The sequence below is a fragment of the Arthrobacter sp. HMSC06H05 genome (genome assembly GCF_001807395.1).
Taxonomy (GTDB): Bacteria; Actinomycetota; Actinomycetes; order Actinomycetales; family Micrococcaceae; genus Pseudoglutamicibacter; species Pseudoglutamicibacter albus.
In genome coordinates, this window is record NZ_KV788998.1 from 1 (window position 1) to 14,980 (window position 14,980).

At 58.6% G+C, this 14,980-nt stretch carries 12 protein-coding genes and 2 tRNA genes; 8 read left to right on the forward strand and 6 right to left on the reverse strand.

All coding sequences use genetic code 11. The features are described from left to right. Positions 1-81: 81 nt before the first annotated feature. Entirely contained in the window at positions 82-975 is an 894-nt protein-coding gene (locus tag HMPREF3160_RS08045) for an acyl-CoA thioesterase (RefSeq protein ID WP_070492299.1), read from the reverse strand. Between the two features lie 95 nt (positions 976-1,070). On the opposite strand from HMPREF3160_RS08045, the gene HMPREF3160_RS08050 reads away from it, so the two are divergent. Next, complete coding sequence (locus HMPREF3160_RS08050; RefSeq protein ID WP_141739883.1) at positions 1,071-1,751, forward strand: DUF8185 domain-containing protein; 681 nt, start codon at positions 1,071-1,073, stop codon at positions 1,749-1,751. On the opposite strand, the gene HMPREF3160_RS08055 is transcribed toward HMPREF3160_RS08050, so the two are convergent. The 3 genes from HMPREF3160_RS08055 to pepN form a co-directional block, all read right to left on the reverse strand. Further along, on the reverse strand, positions 1,748-2,122 hold the full coding sequence (locus tag HMPREF3160_RS08055; RefSeq protein ID WP_070492329.1) for a globin: 375 nt from the start codon (positions 2,120-2,122) through the stop codon (positions 1,748-1,750). The genes HMPREF3160_RS08050 and HMPREF3160_RS08055 overlap by 4 nt on opposite strands. A 159-nt stretch (positions 2,123-2,281) precedes the next feature. Next, complete coding sequence (locus tag HMPREF3160_RS09900) at positions 2,282-2,800, reverse strand: OsmC family protein (RefSeq protein ID WP_141739884.1); 519 nt, start codon at positions 2,798-2,800, stop codon at positions 2,282-2,284. A 17-nt stretch (positions 2,801-2,817) separates the two neighbouring features. Next, positions 2,818-5,430, reverse strand: a complete 2,613-nt coding sequence (pepN, locus tag HMPREF3160_RS08065; protein ID WP_083285567.1) for an aminopeptidase N — start codon at positions 5,428-5,430, stop codon at positions 2,818-2,820. A 163-nt stretch (positions 5,431-5,593) separates the two neighbouring features. Here pepN and HMPREF3160_RS08070 point away from each other — a divergent pair, with 163 nt between their 5' ends. Then, positions 5,594-6,067: a ribose-5-phosphate isomerase gene (locus HMPREF3160_RS08070; protein WP_035755071.1), complete on the forward strand. Its 474-nt coding sequence runs from the start codon at positions 5,594-5,596 to the stop codon at positions 6,065-6,067. A gap of 160 nt (positions 6,068-6,227) precedes the next feature. On the opposite strand, the gene HMPREF3160_RS08075 is transcribed toward HMPREF3160_RS08070, so the two are convergent. Further along, positions 6,228-6,298: transfer RNA gene (locus tag HMPREF3160_RS08075), tRNA-Gly, on the reverse strand. A 298-nt stretch (positions 6,299-6,596) separates the two neighbouring features. On the opposite strand from HMPREF3160_RS08075, the gene HMPREF3160_RS08080 reads away from it, so the two are divergent. From HMPREF3160_RS08080 to clpX, 5 genes are all read left to right on the forward strand, one after another. Next, positions 6,597-6,670, forward strand: a tRNA-Pro gene (locus HMPREF3160_RS08080). A gap of 100 nt (positions 6,671-6,770) precedes the next feature. Then, positions 6,771-8,099 (forward strand): trigger factor, encoded by a 1,329-nt coding sequence (gene tig / locus HMPREF3160_RS08085; RefSeq protein ID WP_035755073.1) that lies wholly within the window; start codon positions 6,771-6,773, stop codon positions 8,097-8,099. A 321-nt stretch (positions 8,100-8,420) separates the two neighbouring features. After that, entirely contained in the window at positions 8,421-9,014 is a 594-nt protein-coding gene (locus HMPREF3160_RS08090) for an ATP-dependent Clp protease proteolytic subunit (protein ID WP_035755075.1), read from the forward strand. Between the two features lie 25 nt (positions 9,015-9,039). Next, positions 9,040-9,696 carry an ATP-dependent Clp protease proteolytic subunit gene (locus HMPREF3160_RS08095; protein WP_035755078.1) on the forward strand — a complete coding sequence of 219 codons (657 nt, stop codon included), beginning with the start codon at positions 9,040-9,042 and terminating at the stop codon, positions 9,694-9,696. 233 nt (positions 9,697-9,929) lie between these two features. Then, complete coding sequence (gene clpX, locus HMPREF3160_RS08100; RefSeq protein WP_070507981.1) at positions 9,930-11,195, forward strand: ATP-dependent Clp protease ATP-binding subunit ClpX; 1,266 nt, start codon at positions 9,930-9,932, stop codon at positions 11,193-11,195. A gap of 117 nt (positions 11,196-11,312) precedes the next feature. Here the strand turns inward: clpX and valS are convergent, their stop codons facing one another. Beyond that, on the reverse strand, positions 11,313-13,931 hold the full coding sequence (valS, locus tag HMPREF3160_RS08105; protein ID WP_070507984.1) for a valine--tRNA ligase: 2,619 nt from the start codon (positions 13,929-13,931) through the stop codon (positions 11,313-11,315). Positions 13,932-14,009: 78 nt separating this feature from the next. Here valS and HMPREF3160_RS08110 point away from each other — a divergent pair, with 78 nt between their 5' ends. Next, the gene (locus HMPREF3160_RS08110) at positions 14,010-14,840 is read left to right on the forward strand and encodes an SDR family oxidoreductase (RefSeq protein ID WP_070492291.1); all 831 of its coding nucleotides are present in this window, start codon (positions 14,010-14,012) and stop codon (positions 14,838-14,840) included. The last annotated feature ends 140 nt before the right edge of the window (positions 14,841-14,980 follow it).

Sequence of the window (14,980 nt, forward strand, 5' to 3'; positions counted from 1 at the left end):
TGGCTCCCGCGTTATATAACGCGGGAGCCACCAGCATTTAAGTGCCGCCCAGCAGTGAACATGCAAGCGGTCCAGGGGAAGCTAGGAGAGCGGATACTCGTGGTCTTCAGACAGGCGGATCATCGCTTCCTGAACGACCGAAGCGACCAGCTCGCCCTCTCGGGTGAACACTGAGGAGCGGATCAAGCTGCGGCCATCCTGAGCCGTGCTGGCGTGGTGGTCGAACAGTAGCCACTCATCCACGCGAGCTTCGCGGTGCCACCACATCGAATGATCCAAGCTCGCATAAGAGGCCTCCAGCTGTTGTATCCCAATCCAGGATGTACCCATACGGCGCAACGCAGTCTCCACCTGGGTGAAGTCAGAGCCGAAAGCTAACGCGGCACGGTGCAGAAGCGGATCATCAGGAAGCTGAGCACGCGTCTTCATCCACACGAGATGACGTTGCGGGGTGCCTGCTGGGTGGGCATAGAGGGAACCTTCCGGATAACGCAGGTCGAAAGGACGATACTTGGTGACCATGTCCTTCAACGGGTGATCGATATCCGCTAGCTCTTCATCCAGGGTCGGCACATCCTCAGGGGCCGGGACGCCTTCAGGCATCGCATCCTGGAAGATCGGGCCGGCACCTGGTACCTGGAAGGATGCGGACATTGAGAGGATCGGTGTCCCATCTTGGTAAGCGTTGACGCGGCGCGCACTAAAGGAGCGGCCGTCGCGTAGCTTCGCGACACCGTACGTAATGGGCTTCTCAGGATCGCCGGGGCGTAGGAAGTAGCCGTGGAGGGAGTGGATCGGACGGTCATCACCGACCGTGCGTTGCGCCGCAACAACCGACTGCCCCAACACCTGACCCCCGTAGATACGTGGCGGCCCGATTTTAGGGGTGTGCCCAACCGAGATGATTTCGTGGGTTTGAGCGCCTGGTTCTGTGAGGTCCAGTAGGTTCTTGAGAACATCGGTTGGCGATGCCATGAAAAATGACCCTCCGCTTGCGTGGTCTTGATGAAAGATGTTGTTCAGATCATAGCCGCAACCTCAACGGTGGAGGTGCCTGGCACACTAAGAGGGTGGCCACTAGTTTGATCTTGTCTGAAGCGACAGACCTCGAGGATGTGGGGACTTTCCTACAGAGGTCTGCCAGTATTCGTGATGGAGTGTGTCGGATTGTTGCGCGCGGCCGGGTCGCGGCATTACACACCGCGTTTTCTTTCCCGATGATGTTGACGGACCCCGCGCCCGTGATTATCGCTCAGCGCGGGGTGCGTCTCACTCAGCAAACAGAACTCGTGGACGTTGTGGTCCCGATGGCTGAACTGCGTGATCGTCTGCCGCGGGCAACGAGCGCGGGCCACGGGCAGTTACGCATCCCGCCGCAGCGTGTGAACGCACCATGGACGTCGCTGGTGCCGCTGCAATCGCAATGGGAGCAAGCGGGGACGGTGGTTGATGATGCAGTGCACGATGCGGGTGCTGAAGTCGCGCGAATCGTCAGCGAGTCCTTGCCGGATCAGCCGGGGCAACCGGTGCTCGTGCAGGCACGCAATGCGGTGTGGGGGAAATCTCTAAGCGAATTGGGCGTGGTTGAGCTGAGCGATCGTTTGGCACCCATGCTGGCGGGGGCCGCGTTCACGGCCTACGCCCTCGGATTTGTGCTCAAAGGTGGGCGTTCCCGCCTTTTCACGGCAGGCATGTGGCGGCGGCTATCCTGCCATGGCGGAACCTTGTTATACCGGGCGGGGTTGAGCTAGTCGGCTGTGTTCAACATCGCGGTCGCGGCACGCTCAAAGTAATCCCACATCAACGCGTCGATTGCTGGGGGCAATGAGACTTCGTCCATCGCAGCGCGCATGTGTTTGAGCCAGCGTTCGCGAGTGTCTCGGTTGACGGTGAAAGCGAAGTGGCGGGCCCGCAAGCGTGGATGACCACGGTGTTCGGAATAGGTGCTGGGACCGCCGAAGTACTGGATGAGGAACAGGCGCAAGCGAATTTCTGCCGGGCCTAGGTCTTCTTCGGGATATTCGGCCCGCAAGATCTCATCTTTTGCAACGCCGCGATAGAACGCGGCAACCAGATCCACGAACTTCTTTTCACCTAGCTGGTGATACACGCTACCCACCATCGCCTCGGTGCTGTTGAGACCAGCTGGACGCACATTGCCTAGAGGGATTGCGCCCTTGAACTCACGCTTTTCAACACCTGGGGTGGGTTTCTCGTTCATCTCCATACCAGCATTGTCTCAAGCCCTAGCGTCCGCCGCTCACGTAACGCCACCGCTCAACTATTCGCTACTGACTGCTGCGCCGATGTTGTCTGCGCCGCTGTCCGGGTGGACGAGGATCTTGCATGCGGTGCTGTTAGCGATAAAACACCATTTGTGAGCCTGGCTGTGTAGTTGCCTGTATTCTTCCGCGTGGGCCCGTGCATCGAGCCTTGGAATGAGGGTAGCAGGCTGAATCTCTATGAGTGTGAATCGGCCTGAACCATCAGGGGAGAGGGTTAGCTCCCCGCTGACGTCCACGCTCGTCCGGGCAACATCGAACCCTCGCATTCCGGCTGCGCGCAGAAACGAAAGCACATGGCATTGCCCCAAAGCCGCCAGCATGAGCGTTTCCGGATTCCACTGAGCGGGGTCACCGAAGAACGCTTTTGCTGCCGAGAGCGCAAGCCCTGTTGTATGCGAGGACGAATCCGAAACCGGCGGACGCCCGAGCCCCGGTGTGGTTGCTACGGATTCACGTGAGAACGCACGTAGCGAGCTCGTTGGCGGGCCGTCACCGGCCCGCCAAGCCACACTCACCTGAAATCGGTGGGGTTTCAGTGCGTGGCCTTAGTCCGGTGTGCGGCTTCGTCTGCCTTGCGGGCGGCGATGATGCGTTCAAGCCCGTCGCGGGCCTCAAGCAGGGGACGCTTGAGCCCTGGCTTGTCAGCGGCGAGGGTCTCGATTGCCTGAGTTGTCGCCTGCAATGTGGCCGGTGTGGCCGCGAAGTACGGGTAGAGCCCCGTCACTAGTCGTTGTGACATCTCATAGCTTGCGTCATCCCACATCGCGGCGAGGTTCTCGAAGTAGAGCTCAGCGTATGGCGCCAAGAGGTGATCGTCGTGGCAACGGTTGAAGCCCAAGAGCGTGGCTCGCTGCATAGTGTTCGTCAGGTTTTGCTCCTTGACCATCGCTTCCCACGCCTTCTGCTTAGCCTCAGGATTTGGCAGTGCAGCTTTAGCGGTTTGCGCGCTCGTCGCGCCTGTTGCCGAGGAATCCTTCGCGTACTCAGCATCGATCTCGGCTTCGCCGATGCGGCCACCGGTCGCGAGGGAAATCAGGAGGGTCCAGGAGAGGTCCTGATCGATCTCAAGACCGGACAGCGAAGTCTCCCCGCTACGGAGATCTTCAATAATGCCCAACTGAACATCGCTATTGGCGAGGCGAGCGAAAGCGTTGACGAGCTGGAACTGCATGTCGCTACCACGGGCAGCCTCTTGAGCTGCACCCCACAAAACATTGCCGGCCCGCTGCCGCAGCGTCTCGGCCTTAGAAGGGCGCACATAGTGCTTGAGTGCGTACTCAAGCTGACGCACCAGAAGGTTGGCAAGGGTCGCGTCAGTCTCGGCAGGAAGGTGGGTCAGGACGGTATCGACGAAGGTTGTTGCCGCGAGCTCCCCATCACGGGTAGCGTCCCACAGCGAGGACCACACAACCGCTCGATCCAGCGGTTCCTGCAGCCCGGACACGTGCCGGATAGCGGTATCTAGAGAGGCTGAATCCAAGCGGATTTTCGCGAATCCCAGATCAGCGTGATTAGGCAGAACAAGGTCAGGGGTAGGTACCCGCCCAGCCTGCTCTATGACGGTCTTCTCACCCTCGATATCCACATCAAGGCTCACATCACGTGTGAGGTTATGTGCAGCATCAAGCGTGTAGAAAGCGAGCTTGATGTGCTGTTTACGCAGATGCGGGTGCGCCTCGGGCGCACTCTGGGTCACGGTGAGATCGGCAAGGTATCCGTCTTCGTCGATGTCATAGTCGATCTTAAGAGTGTTGACACCGCAGGTTTCCAGCCACTGCTGAGACCACTCGCTCAAGTCTCGCCCGGAAGCCTTTTCAAGGTGGCGCAGCAGATCTTTAAGCTCGGCGTTGCCCCACGCGTTCTCCGCGAGATACGCCCGGACGCCCTCCATGAACGCTTCCTGGCCAACCCAAGCAACCAGCTGACGCAGCACAGCGGCGCCCTTAGCGTAGGTGATGCCATCGAAGTTCGCGTTGACCGCGTCGAGATCCACCATGTCGGCAGTAATCGGGTGTGTGGTCGGCAACTGATCCTGAGCGTAGGCCCAGGTCTTCTCGGAAGCCGCGAACGTCGTCCATGCGTGAGGGGACACGCCAGATTCAACCGCGCAGAGGTGAGACATGAACTCGGCGAAGGACTCGTTAAGCCACAAGTCATCCCACCAACGCATCGTGACGAGGTCGCCAAACCACATGTGAGCGAGCTCGTGCAAAACGGTGATGTCGCGGCGTTCACGTAACGCGCCGGAAACCTTGGAACGGAACACGTAGTCTTCCAGGATCGTCACACAACCGGCGTTCTCCATCGCGCCGGCGTTGAAGTCTGGAACAAAGATCTGGTCGTATTTAGTGAACGGGTACGGGGTCCCGAACTGCTCTTCAAAGAACCTGAACCCGGCCTTAGTGGTTTCGAACAGGTTCTGGGCGTCTACGTATTGTGCAAGTGAAGCGCGAGAATAGACGCCGAGCGGCACGCTACGGCCATCTTCTGCCTTGTAGACGTCCGTGGTTCCCTTGTACGGGCCTGCCACGAGCGCTGTGATGTAGGAGGAAATGCGTGGCGTGGCTGGGAAGACCCAACGCGCGATGTCGGTTTGGGGTTGCGTGCCCTGTTCCGTTGGGGTCGCCTCAGCAGGTAGAGGTTGCGGCTGTGGGGTCGGCTGATTGGAGATCACTGTCCAGTGAGCCGGGGCATCGACCGTGAAGCTGAAGGCCTGCTTGAGGTCCGGCTGTTCAAAAGTAGGGAAAACACGGCGTGCATCCGGAACCTCGAACTGGGTGTATAGGTAGACCTCGTTATCGACTGGGTCTACAAAGCGGTGCAGACCTTCACCGGTGGAGGAGTAGTGGAAATCCGCGTCGATCTCCAAGAGGTTCTCCGATTTCAGATCCGGCAGCTGGATCCGGTATTCATCCGCGTGGGTCGCGGGATCGAGGTCTTTGCCGTTGAGGGTAATCGAATGGATGCGCGCTGTGATTGCGTCGATGAACGAGGACGCGCCTGGAACGGAACGAAACGCGATGGTTGCTTTAGTCCGGAACGTTTCGCTACCTGTGGTGAGATCCAGGTGGATGTGGGAGGACTGAGCCACTAACTGACGGGAGCGTTGCATCGCTTCGTCGCGGGTCAGGTTAAGTCCAGGCACAGGTAGTCTCCTCTAATTTTGGTGCTCTCAGGGGCGCAGGTGAGTGATGTCAAGGCTTTCTTGAATAGTTTCCCACTTGGGATGCAATCTAACCAGACGTGCGCGCTTGCTTCTTGCCTAGAATACTCTTTGAGAGTTTCGATTACGTCGCCTTGGAGGGAATGTGCGTATCCACATCGCTACAGATCACGCGGGTCTCGAACTGAGCCACCATCTGATCAAAGTCCTGGGGGAGGACGGTCACGAAGTTATTGACCACGGCCCGCAAGAATACGATCCACTCGATGACTACCCAGGGTTCTGCATCAATGCCGCGGTAGCCGTCGCTCAAGACTGGGATAACGGTGTCGAAGCACTCGGAATCGTTTTGGGTGGCTCAGGTAACGGTGAACAGATCGCCGCGAACAAGGTCAAAGGAATCCGCGCAGCACTCGTCTGGAACGAAGAGACCGCAAAGCTCGCCCGCGAACACAACAACGCCAACGTCGTAGCCATAGGCGGCCGCCAGCACACGATAGATGAAGCAACCGAACTCATCCGCACATTCATTGCCGAGCCGTTCCCAGGAGACGAACGTCACCTACGTCGCATCGGGAAGATCGGGGTTTACGAGACCACCGGCGACATCCAGATGTAGCGGAGCATGATGCGGGACTAGACCGGTAGCGAAGTTAGTTCTGTACTGAAAACGGTTCTGTACTGAAAAAGGTTCTCCCGAAACACTTCCACGTGTTTCGGGAGAACCTTTTTGCCCTAGGAACCTTACCTGTGCCGGGAACCTTAGATGTCCATTCCAGAGCGGGTGACGAGAATCGAACTCGCGTAACTTGCTTGGAAGGCAAGGGCTTTACCATTAAGCTACACCCGCATGGCACGCTCACTGGAGCGACCGGAACCACTCTAACAGTGCGAACGAGTTCACCAAAATTTCGCCTCGCGAGGCAAACAGTGGATTTCGTAAAAATAAAAACCTCGTATACAGTGATCACTGGTCCTGAACCGGCCACGGTCAGTAGCGCATTGCTGAATCTACTAGCCATGTGAATGCGTCACGACATTGAAGTCTAGGCTTTATAGCCTAGAGCCAATAGTTTCAGGAACTTTCGGAAATAGGGTACGATTTCAGTTTGGCGCACAGATGTGCTTAGATGGATCGGTGCCTATCCCGGGATGTAGCTCAGCTTGGTAGAGCGCGCGCTTTGGGAGCGTGAAGTCGCAGGTTCAAATCCTGTCATCCCGACTCTTTCAATATCTTGCGAGGCCCGCCAGCCGAATCTTCGGACGGCGGGCCTTACTTGAATCACTTTCATAATTGACTAGACGTCAGGAGCATCAGCACAGTGAAAACCTCGCTCGAGCGTGTGACGCCCACCCGGGTCAAGCTGAACATCGAGGTCCCGTTTGCCGACTTCAAGCCGGCTCTGGATGCCTCGTATAAGGAAGTAGCCCAGCAGATCCAGGTCCCTGGCTTCCGCCGCGGCAAGGTTCCTGCAGTGATGATCGATCAGCGCGTAGGCCGCGAATACGTCGTCGAGAACGCACTGAACAGCCAGCTGGACTCCTACTACCAGCAGGCGCTGGCTGAAACCGGCGTTGTCCCACTGGCTCGCCCGGAGGTTGAGGTCGAGCAGGCTCCTTCGCTCAACGAAGCTGATAACGAAGCCGACGTTTCGCTCACCATCACCGTCGATGCTCGCCCTGAAATCGAGGTGCCAAACTACGAGGGCATCGAGCTCACCGTTGAGCCACGCGAAGCTAAAGACGAGGACGTGCAGAAAGCCCTCGATGAGTTGCGCGGCCGCTTCGGCACACTCAAGACCGTGGACCGCCCTGCTCAGGATGGCGACTTCACCACGATCGATATCGCAGCCTCCATCGACGGTGAGACCGTTGATGAGGCAACCGGCCTCTCGTACGAGATCGGCTCGGGTACCATGCTCGAAGGCATCGACGAGGCGTTGATTGGCTTGTCCGCTGACGAGGACGCCGCATTCGAAACCAAACTGGCGGGCGGTGAGCACTCCGGTAAGGACGCTACCGTGAAGGTCACCCTGACCGCTGTCAAGGAGCGCGAGCTACCGGAAGCTGATGATGAGTTCGCTCAGCTGGCCTCCGAATTCGACACGATCGAAGAGCTCCGCGACTCCCTGCGCGAAGGTGCGGAGAAAGACGCAGTCATGCAGCAGGGCGTCGAGGCTCGCGACAAGGCACTTGATGCGCTCCTTGAGAAGGTCGAGGTCGCGCTACCAGAGAGCGTCATCGAAGAGCAGGTTGAAGCGCACTTCAACTCGGCTAACCAAGATGATGACCACGACACCGAAGAGCACCGTAAGGAAGTTCGCCAGAACACCGAGAAGGCTTTCCGCGCCGAGGTAGTCCTCGACAAGATCGCTGAGGAAGAAGAGATCGGCGTCGAGCAGAACGAATTGCTCGAATACATCTTCCAGACCTCCCAGCAGTACGGCATGGACCCACAGCAGTTCATGCAGATGCTCGGCCAGGGCGGCCAGATCGAGGCAGTTGTAGGCGAGGTTCGCCGCCGTAAGGCCCTCGCTAAGGTCCTCGAGTCAGCGAAGGTCACGGACACCGACGGCAAGGACGTCGACCTGACCCCGTTCGTCACCCCAGAAGGTGAACAGGAGACTGAGGAAGCAACCGAGGAGAACTAAATCCTCGTGCAGAACCCCGTGTGGCCCCGCTAGATCATCTAGCGGGGCCACATCCACGTTAAAGGCACGGAGTTGTCTGTGAGGCATCCGCGTTGTCGTCAGCGATCCGCGCGATCGCTGAGTCGTGGACCCGGTGCCTGGGTTGTCCGCTCCTAGCGAGTGAGCTCACGCCGTAAGCGAAACACCCTGTTTTCCCCCTGATAAGCAACGGCCCCCTAGGTAATGTCGTTAGCAAGCAATTCATGTAGACCCGCTATGGGTTTACCTCTGAGGACCTCACAGAGAGGGAGAAGTATGACGAGCTCTGAAGAGACACCGAGCATGTCCTCCGTAGACCCGGCAATGCAGGAAGACTACATTTACAAGCGCCTGCTGAAGGAACGCATCATCTGGTTGGGCAGTCAGGTAGAAGACAAGATCGCCAACACGATCTGCTCCCAGTTGCTACTACTCTCCGCGGAAGACCCGGAAGCGGACATCTACCTCTACATCAACTCACCAGGTGGCTCGATCACCGCGGGCATGGCCATCTACGACACGATGAAGTTCATCCCGAACGACGTCGTGACCGTCGCTACCGGCCTCGCAGCATCGATGGGCCAGTTCCTGCTGTCCTCCGGAACCAAGGGCAAGCGCTATGCGACCCCGAATGCCCGCATCCTGATGCACCAGCCATCCGGCGGCATCGGAGGCACCGCATCTGACATTCGTATTCAGGCTCAGCTGATCCTGCACATGAAGAAAGTCATGAGCGAACTGACCGCGGAACAGACCGGCCAGCCACTTGAGAGGATCCTCAAAGATAACGAGCGCGACTCCTGGTTCACAGCAGAAGAAGGCAAGGAATACGGCTTCTTCGACCACATCGCCGTGAACGCATCCTCCGTGACTGGCACCGGCGGCGTCCAGAACTAAGCCCAACGTCTTCTAAGGAGAACTCATGAACTTTGATCCACAGAACTTCTCTGCGGCGGCGGGCAACCTTCCTGAAAACCGCTACATCCTCCCACAGTTCGAGGAACGCACCCCGTACGGCTTCAAGCGTCAAGACCCTTACGCCAAACTGTTCGAAGATCGCATCGTGTTCCTCGGCGCACAGGTCGATGACGCATCCGCTGACGATGTGATGGCGCAGCTGTTGGTCCTTGAATCGATGGACCCGGAACGCGACATCACGATGTACATCAACTCGCCGGGTGGCTCATTCACCGCGATGACTGCGATTTATGACACGATGCAGTTCATCCGTCCCGAAATTCAGACGGTATGCCTCGGCCAGGCCGCATCAGCTGCCGCAGTACTTCTCGCTGCAGGTACCCCGGGCAAGCGCCTGGCATTGCCGAACGCTCGCGTACTGATCCACCAGCCTGCGATGGGCGGGGGAGAGCGCGGCACGGCGACCGACCTGCAGATCCAGGCCGATGAGGTCCTGCGTATGCGTCAGTGGCTTGCAGATACGCTCGCGGAACTGTCGAATCAGACCTCCGAACAGGTCGACAAAGACATCGAACGTGACCTGTTCATGACCGCGGCAGGCGCGAAGGAGTATGGCCTGATCGATGAGGTTGTCACCTCGCGTAAGATGACCCGCTCATAAGCGCAACGCTTCGCGTGACGCACCTCAGCGCACACAGTTAATGAGTGTGACTCAATCGAAGAAGGCGCGCGCACAGATAAGGCGCGTGTTTGCCTCAGCTTCCTCATAGAATAGGGGAGTCGAAGGGTGAACACGCGCTTTATCTATGCATAAGTGTCAGACCCCTGGCCTAGAGTGGAAGCTAGTCAGAGCGCGGGCGAGTTGCCTGCGCAGAAAAGTTCTAAGGAGTTCTCGTGAGCGAAGCTACGGATCTGTTGAAATGCTCTTTCTGTGGGAAGAGCCAGAAGCAGGTTCGCCGTCTCATCGCGGGCCCAGGGGTTTACATCTGCAATGACTGCATCGAGGTATGCAACGAGATCATTGAAGAGGAAAGCGTAGAGGTTGAGGAAACCCAAGAGATGGAGTTGCCTCGCCCGCAAGAGATTTACGAGCACCTCGAGAAGTTCGTTGTAGGGCAGGAAGCCGCCAAGCGTGCCTTGTCTGTTGCGGTCTATAACCACTACAAGCGCATTAACGGCAACGGTTCGGCAGGTAGCGAATCGCTCAAGGACTTTGACGAGGTTGAGGTAGCGAAGTCCAACATCATGCTCGTTGGGCCAACCGGTTCCGGTAAAACCTATCTCGCCCAGACCTTAGCGCGTCGCCTCAACGTTCCTTTCGCTGTTGCTGATGCTACGAGCCTGACCGAGGCCGGCTATGTTGGTGAAGACGTTGAGAATATCCTCCTGAAGCTTCTCCAAGCAGCTGACTTCGATGTTGAACGTGCCCAGCACGGCATCATCTACATTGACGAGATCGACAAGATCTCACGTAAGTCTGAGAACCCATCGATCACCCGCGACGTATCGGGTGAGGGCGTTCAGCAGGCTCTGCTGAAGATCCTGGAAGGCACTGTCGCTTCCGTCCCGCCCCAGGGTGGACGGAAACATCCGCACCAGGACTTCTTGCAGATCGATACGACCAACGTTCTGTTCATCGTGGCTGGCGCGTTCGCGGGTCTCGACGACATCATCGCCGCCCGAGCTGGCCGCAAGGGGATCGGATTTGGCGCTCCGCTGACCACGTTGAAGGCCGACGAGGTTTCCTATGCCGACGTTCAGCCAGAAGACCTCCTCAAGTTCGGTTTGATTCCCGAGTTCATTGGTCGCCTCCCCGTGATCACCGCGGTAGAGAACCTTGACCGTGATGCGTTGATCTCGATCCTCACCGAACCTAAGAACGCTTTGATCAAGCAGTACCAGAAGATGTTCATGTTCGACGGCGTGCGTCTGACCTTCGAGGAGGGCGCGCTCGGTGCGATCGCCGATATGGCTTTGGAACGCGGAACGGGTGCCCGTGGCCTGCGTTCGATCCTCGAAGAATCGCTTGGCTCGATCATGTTCGATGTTCCTGGCCGCACCGATGTCGCGGAAGTCATCGTGACTGAAGACGTCATCACTGACGGTAAGGAACCTCAGTTGGTTCTGCATCCGGGCATCGAAGAACGCAAGTCCGCATAAACGCAGTATTGCCCTCTCAGGAGAGGACTGCTGAGTAACGCGAGTCTTCCAAACATGAAGGTCCCTGTCACGCGCATAGTCGCGTGACAGGGACCTTCATGGTCGCTATCCGTTAGGTTATGCTTCCTCGGCCTGTTCAAGCTCGACGTCAGAGACAACCAGTTCGGTGCCGCCAACAGCAAGCTCGAGCGAATCCGCTGCTGTAGCAGCCGAGAGATCTTCAAGCGCTGCACGCACCCGCTCGATCATGGCATCCGGAGCCGTGATCGTTCCGGAAAGAACACGCGTGCGCTGCTTGACCTTCGCATCGGACTTAGCCTTACGCAAGCCAATGAGGGCTTGACCAACGCTCGGCAGAATCTCGGCATCGGCATCTGCAAGGCCAGCGCGGATCTCCTCAGCCTTCGGCCAGGCCGCACGGTGCACAGAACCAGCACGCCACCAGGACCACACTTCCTCAGTAGCGAACGGCTGGAACGGTGCCAGCAGGCGAAGCAACGCATCCAGGGTTGTGGCGAGAGTAGCGCGGACGGACGCGGTCTCAGCCTCCGAACGGCCGCCGTATGCGCGGTCCTTAATGAGCTCAACATAGTCGTCGGTGAAGTCCCAGAAGAAGGACTCCGTGAGATCGAGCGCGCGCGCATACTCATAAGCCTCAAACGCCGCGGTGGCTTTCTCAATCACCTCAGCGAGGCGGACCAAGAGCGAGCGGTCCAACGGGTTCGTGACAACATCAGCGGAGCCGTGCAGGATCTGCGATTCGTCAGCGCCCAAGTTCAAAGCGAACTTCGATGCGTTGAGCAGCTTGATCGCAAGGCGACGGCCGATCTTCATCTGACCGACCTCATACGCGGTGTCCGCACCCAAGCGGGCCGAGGCGGCCCAGTAGCGAACTGCATCGGAGCCGAACTGGTCCAGGATCTCGGTTGGAACAACCACATTGCCCTTGGACTTGGACATCTTCTTGCGGTCCGGGTCCAGGATCCAACCCGACAGTGCCGCGTTCTTCCACGGCGCAACACCTTCGAGCGAGTTGGATCGGACCACCGTGGAGAACAGCCAGGTACGGATGATGTCGTGGCCCTGCGGGCGCAGATCGAACGGGAAGACATTATGGAAACGCTTCTCGTCCACACCCCAGTTCCCAACGATCTGCGGGGTCAAGGACGAGGTAGCCCACGTGTCGAGCACGTCAGGATCCCCCATGAACCCGCCCGGCTGATCGCGCTGCTCTGCCGTGTATCCAGCAGGGACGTCTTCGAGCGGATCAACAGGAAGCTGCTGCTCATCCGGGATGATCGGGTTCTCGTAGTCCGGTTCGCCGTCCTGAGTGATCGGGTACCAGATGGGGAACGGCACGCCGAAGAAACGCTGGCGAGAAACAAGCCAGTCACCGTTGAGGCCCTCAACCCAGTTCTCGTACCGGGAACGCATGTGGCCGGGGTGCCATTCGAGTTCACGCCCGCGCTCAATGAGTTCGTCACGGCGCTCGGCATCGCGGCCACCGTTGCGGATGTACCACTGGCGGGAGGTCACGATCTCGAGCGGGCGTTCGCCCTTCTCAAAGAAGTTCACGGCATGCTTGATCTTGGTCGGCTCCGCGAGCAACAGCTCAGCCTCGCGCAACTGGTTCACCACGGACTCTTTAGCGGAGAAGATCGTCTTCCCAGCCATCTGCTCGTAGGCTGCACGCCCGGCATCGGTAGTGATCCACTCTGGGGTTTCGCGCATGAGGCGGCCATCACGGCCCACAATAGAGCGGGTCGGGAGGTTGAGTTCACGCCACCAGGTCACGTCGGTAGCGTCACCGAACGTACAGATCATCGCGATACCAGTACCCTTATCAGGCTTGGCAAGCGGATGCGGATGCACCTCAACCTCAACACCGAATAGCGGCGAAGTAACGGTGGAACCGAATAGGTCTTGATAGCGTTCATCATCCGGGTGAGCCACCAACGCGACGCACGCAGGCAAAAGCTCAGGGCGCGTCGTCATGATTTCGATGCCGCGGCCATCTGCCGCAGTGAAGTTGAAGCGGTGCTGTGCGCCGTCCACCTCGCGGTCCTCAAGCTCCGCCTGGGCTACAGCGGTGCGGAAGGTCACGTCCCACATCGTTGGGGCCTCGGCCATGTAGGCGTTGCCTGCGGCAAGATCACGCAGGAAGGCACGCTGGCTGGTGGCGCGGGAGTGCTCATCGATCGTGCGGTAGGTGATGTTCCAGTCGACCGAGAGGCCGAGCCGGGTGAAGAGGTCCTCAAAGACTTTCTCGTCTTCTTCGGACAGCTTCAGGCACAGGTCGATGAAGTTGTGACGCGAGATCGCGTCCCAGTCACGCTGGTTCTTCGCAGGCTGAGCTGGCGGCTGATAGTCAGGGTCATAGGGGACTGCCGGATCGCAACGCACACCGTAATAGTTCTGTACGCGGCGCTCCGTTGGCAGGCCGTTATCGTCCCAGCCCATGGGGTAGAAGACGTTCTTGCCGTTCATGCGCTGGTAGCGGGCCAGTACGTCGGTCTGCGTGTAGGAGAACACGTGTCCTACGTGGAGGGAACCAGAGGCCGTAGGCGGTGGCGTGTCGATCGAGTAGACATCAGCGCGGGTGGTGTCCTCGTTGAAGCTGTAGGTGCCTTCTTCGGCCCAACGCTGATTGAGTTTCTCTTCGAGGCCTTCAAGGCCTGGACGGTCGGGAACATTGATTTCAGTGGGCGTGTCTGTGCCCTGAGGATTCTCAGACATGCGGCCATTCTCCCATGTATGTAGGGGGATTACGGCAAGGGTGTAGTGGGGTTTGCGTCACGACGTACAGTTGATGCCATGGCTTCTGATATTCCCGCATCGAGTATTCCCGCACCGAGCAGTTCTTCATCCTCGCCGCTTGCCTCGGCTGGTTCCCATTGTGCTGTCGTCACGGGTGCTTCCGCCGGTATTGGTCGCGCGACGGTGGTTGCTTTGCGTCAGGCTGGCTGGGAAGTGATTGCAGTTGCCCGTCGGGCTGAGAAGCTGGAGGCCCTGGCGGCAGAGACCGGATGCCGTGTGGTAGCTGCTGACATCACCTCGGATGTTGAAGTTGACCGTATTGTGGCCGCAGCGGTCGATGCGGGAGCGGACACCCTCATCAACATCGCCGGTGGCGCACGCGGCCAGGAACCGGTAGCTGAAGCTGACCTTGAGCACTGGCAGTGGATGTATAACAACAACGTGATCGGTACGCTCAAGCTCACGAAGGCTTTGCTTGGGCATCTGCGGGCGGTTGATGGTGGCGGTACGGTTCTGAACCTCACCTCGACCGCTGGCATCGTCTCGTATGAAGGCGGGGCTGGCTATAACGCGGCGAAGTCGGCAGAGCGCGCGTTGACCCAGGTTCTGCGGCTTGAGGAGGCAGAGAATAACGTCCGTGTCATCGAGGTTCTGCCTGGGATGGTTGCGACCGAGGAGTTTTCACTGCGGCGTTTCGGCGGCGACCAACAGCGGGCAGACGCCGTATATGAGGGTGTCGAGAATCCACTTACCGCGGAGGATGTGGCTTCGGTTGTTTCCTTCGCGGTCAACGCTCCGCATCACGTGAATATCGACGAGGTTGTTATCCGGCCTGTAGCGCAGGCCGCGCAGCACAAAGTGATTCGCGGCACACTCGGCCAGAAGTAGCTCGCGGCTGTGATGGCTTTTGCCGCCAATTCAGCTAAAATCATTGACAGACAATTGAGGCACTGACCCGGCAATCACCGGTGAGCCTTCCGGAAGAAAACCCACTATCAACATGGTGGGTGAGTAGAACCGGACGGGAC

Excerpts from the sequence above, each read along its gene's own strand:
- HMPREF3160_RS08110 (WP_070492291.1), top strand. The coding sequence starts at position 14,010 with ATGGCTTCTGATATTCCCGCATCGAGTATTCCCGCACCGAGCAGTTCT.
- valS (WP_070507984.1), bottom strand. The coding sequence starts at position 13,931 with ATGTCTGAGAATCCTCAGGGCACAGACACGCCCACTGAAATCAATGTT.
- HMPREF3160_RS08095 (WP_035755078.1), top strand. The coding sequence starts at position 9,040 with ATGAACTTTGATCCACAGAACTTCTCTGCGGCGGCGGGCAACCTTCCT.
- HMPREF3160_RS08045 (WP_070492299.1), bottom strand. The coding sequence starts at position 975 with ATGGCATCGCCAACCGATGTTCTCAAGAACCTACTGGACCTCACAGAA.
- HMPREF3160_RS08090 (WP_035755075.1), top strand. The coding sequence starts at position 8,421 with ATGTCCTCCGTAGACCCGGCAATGCAGGAAGACTACATTTACAAGCGC.
- HMPREF3160_RS08055 (WP_070492329.1), bottom strand. The coding sequence starts at position 2,122 with ATGGTGGGTAGCGTGTATCACCAGCTAGGTGAAAAGAAGTTCGTGGAT.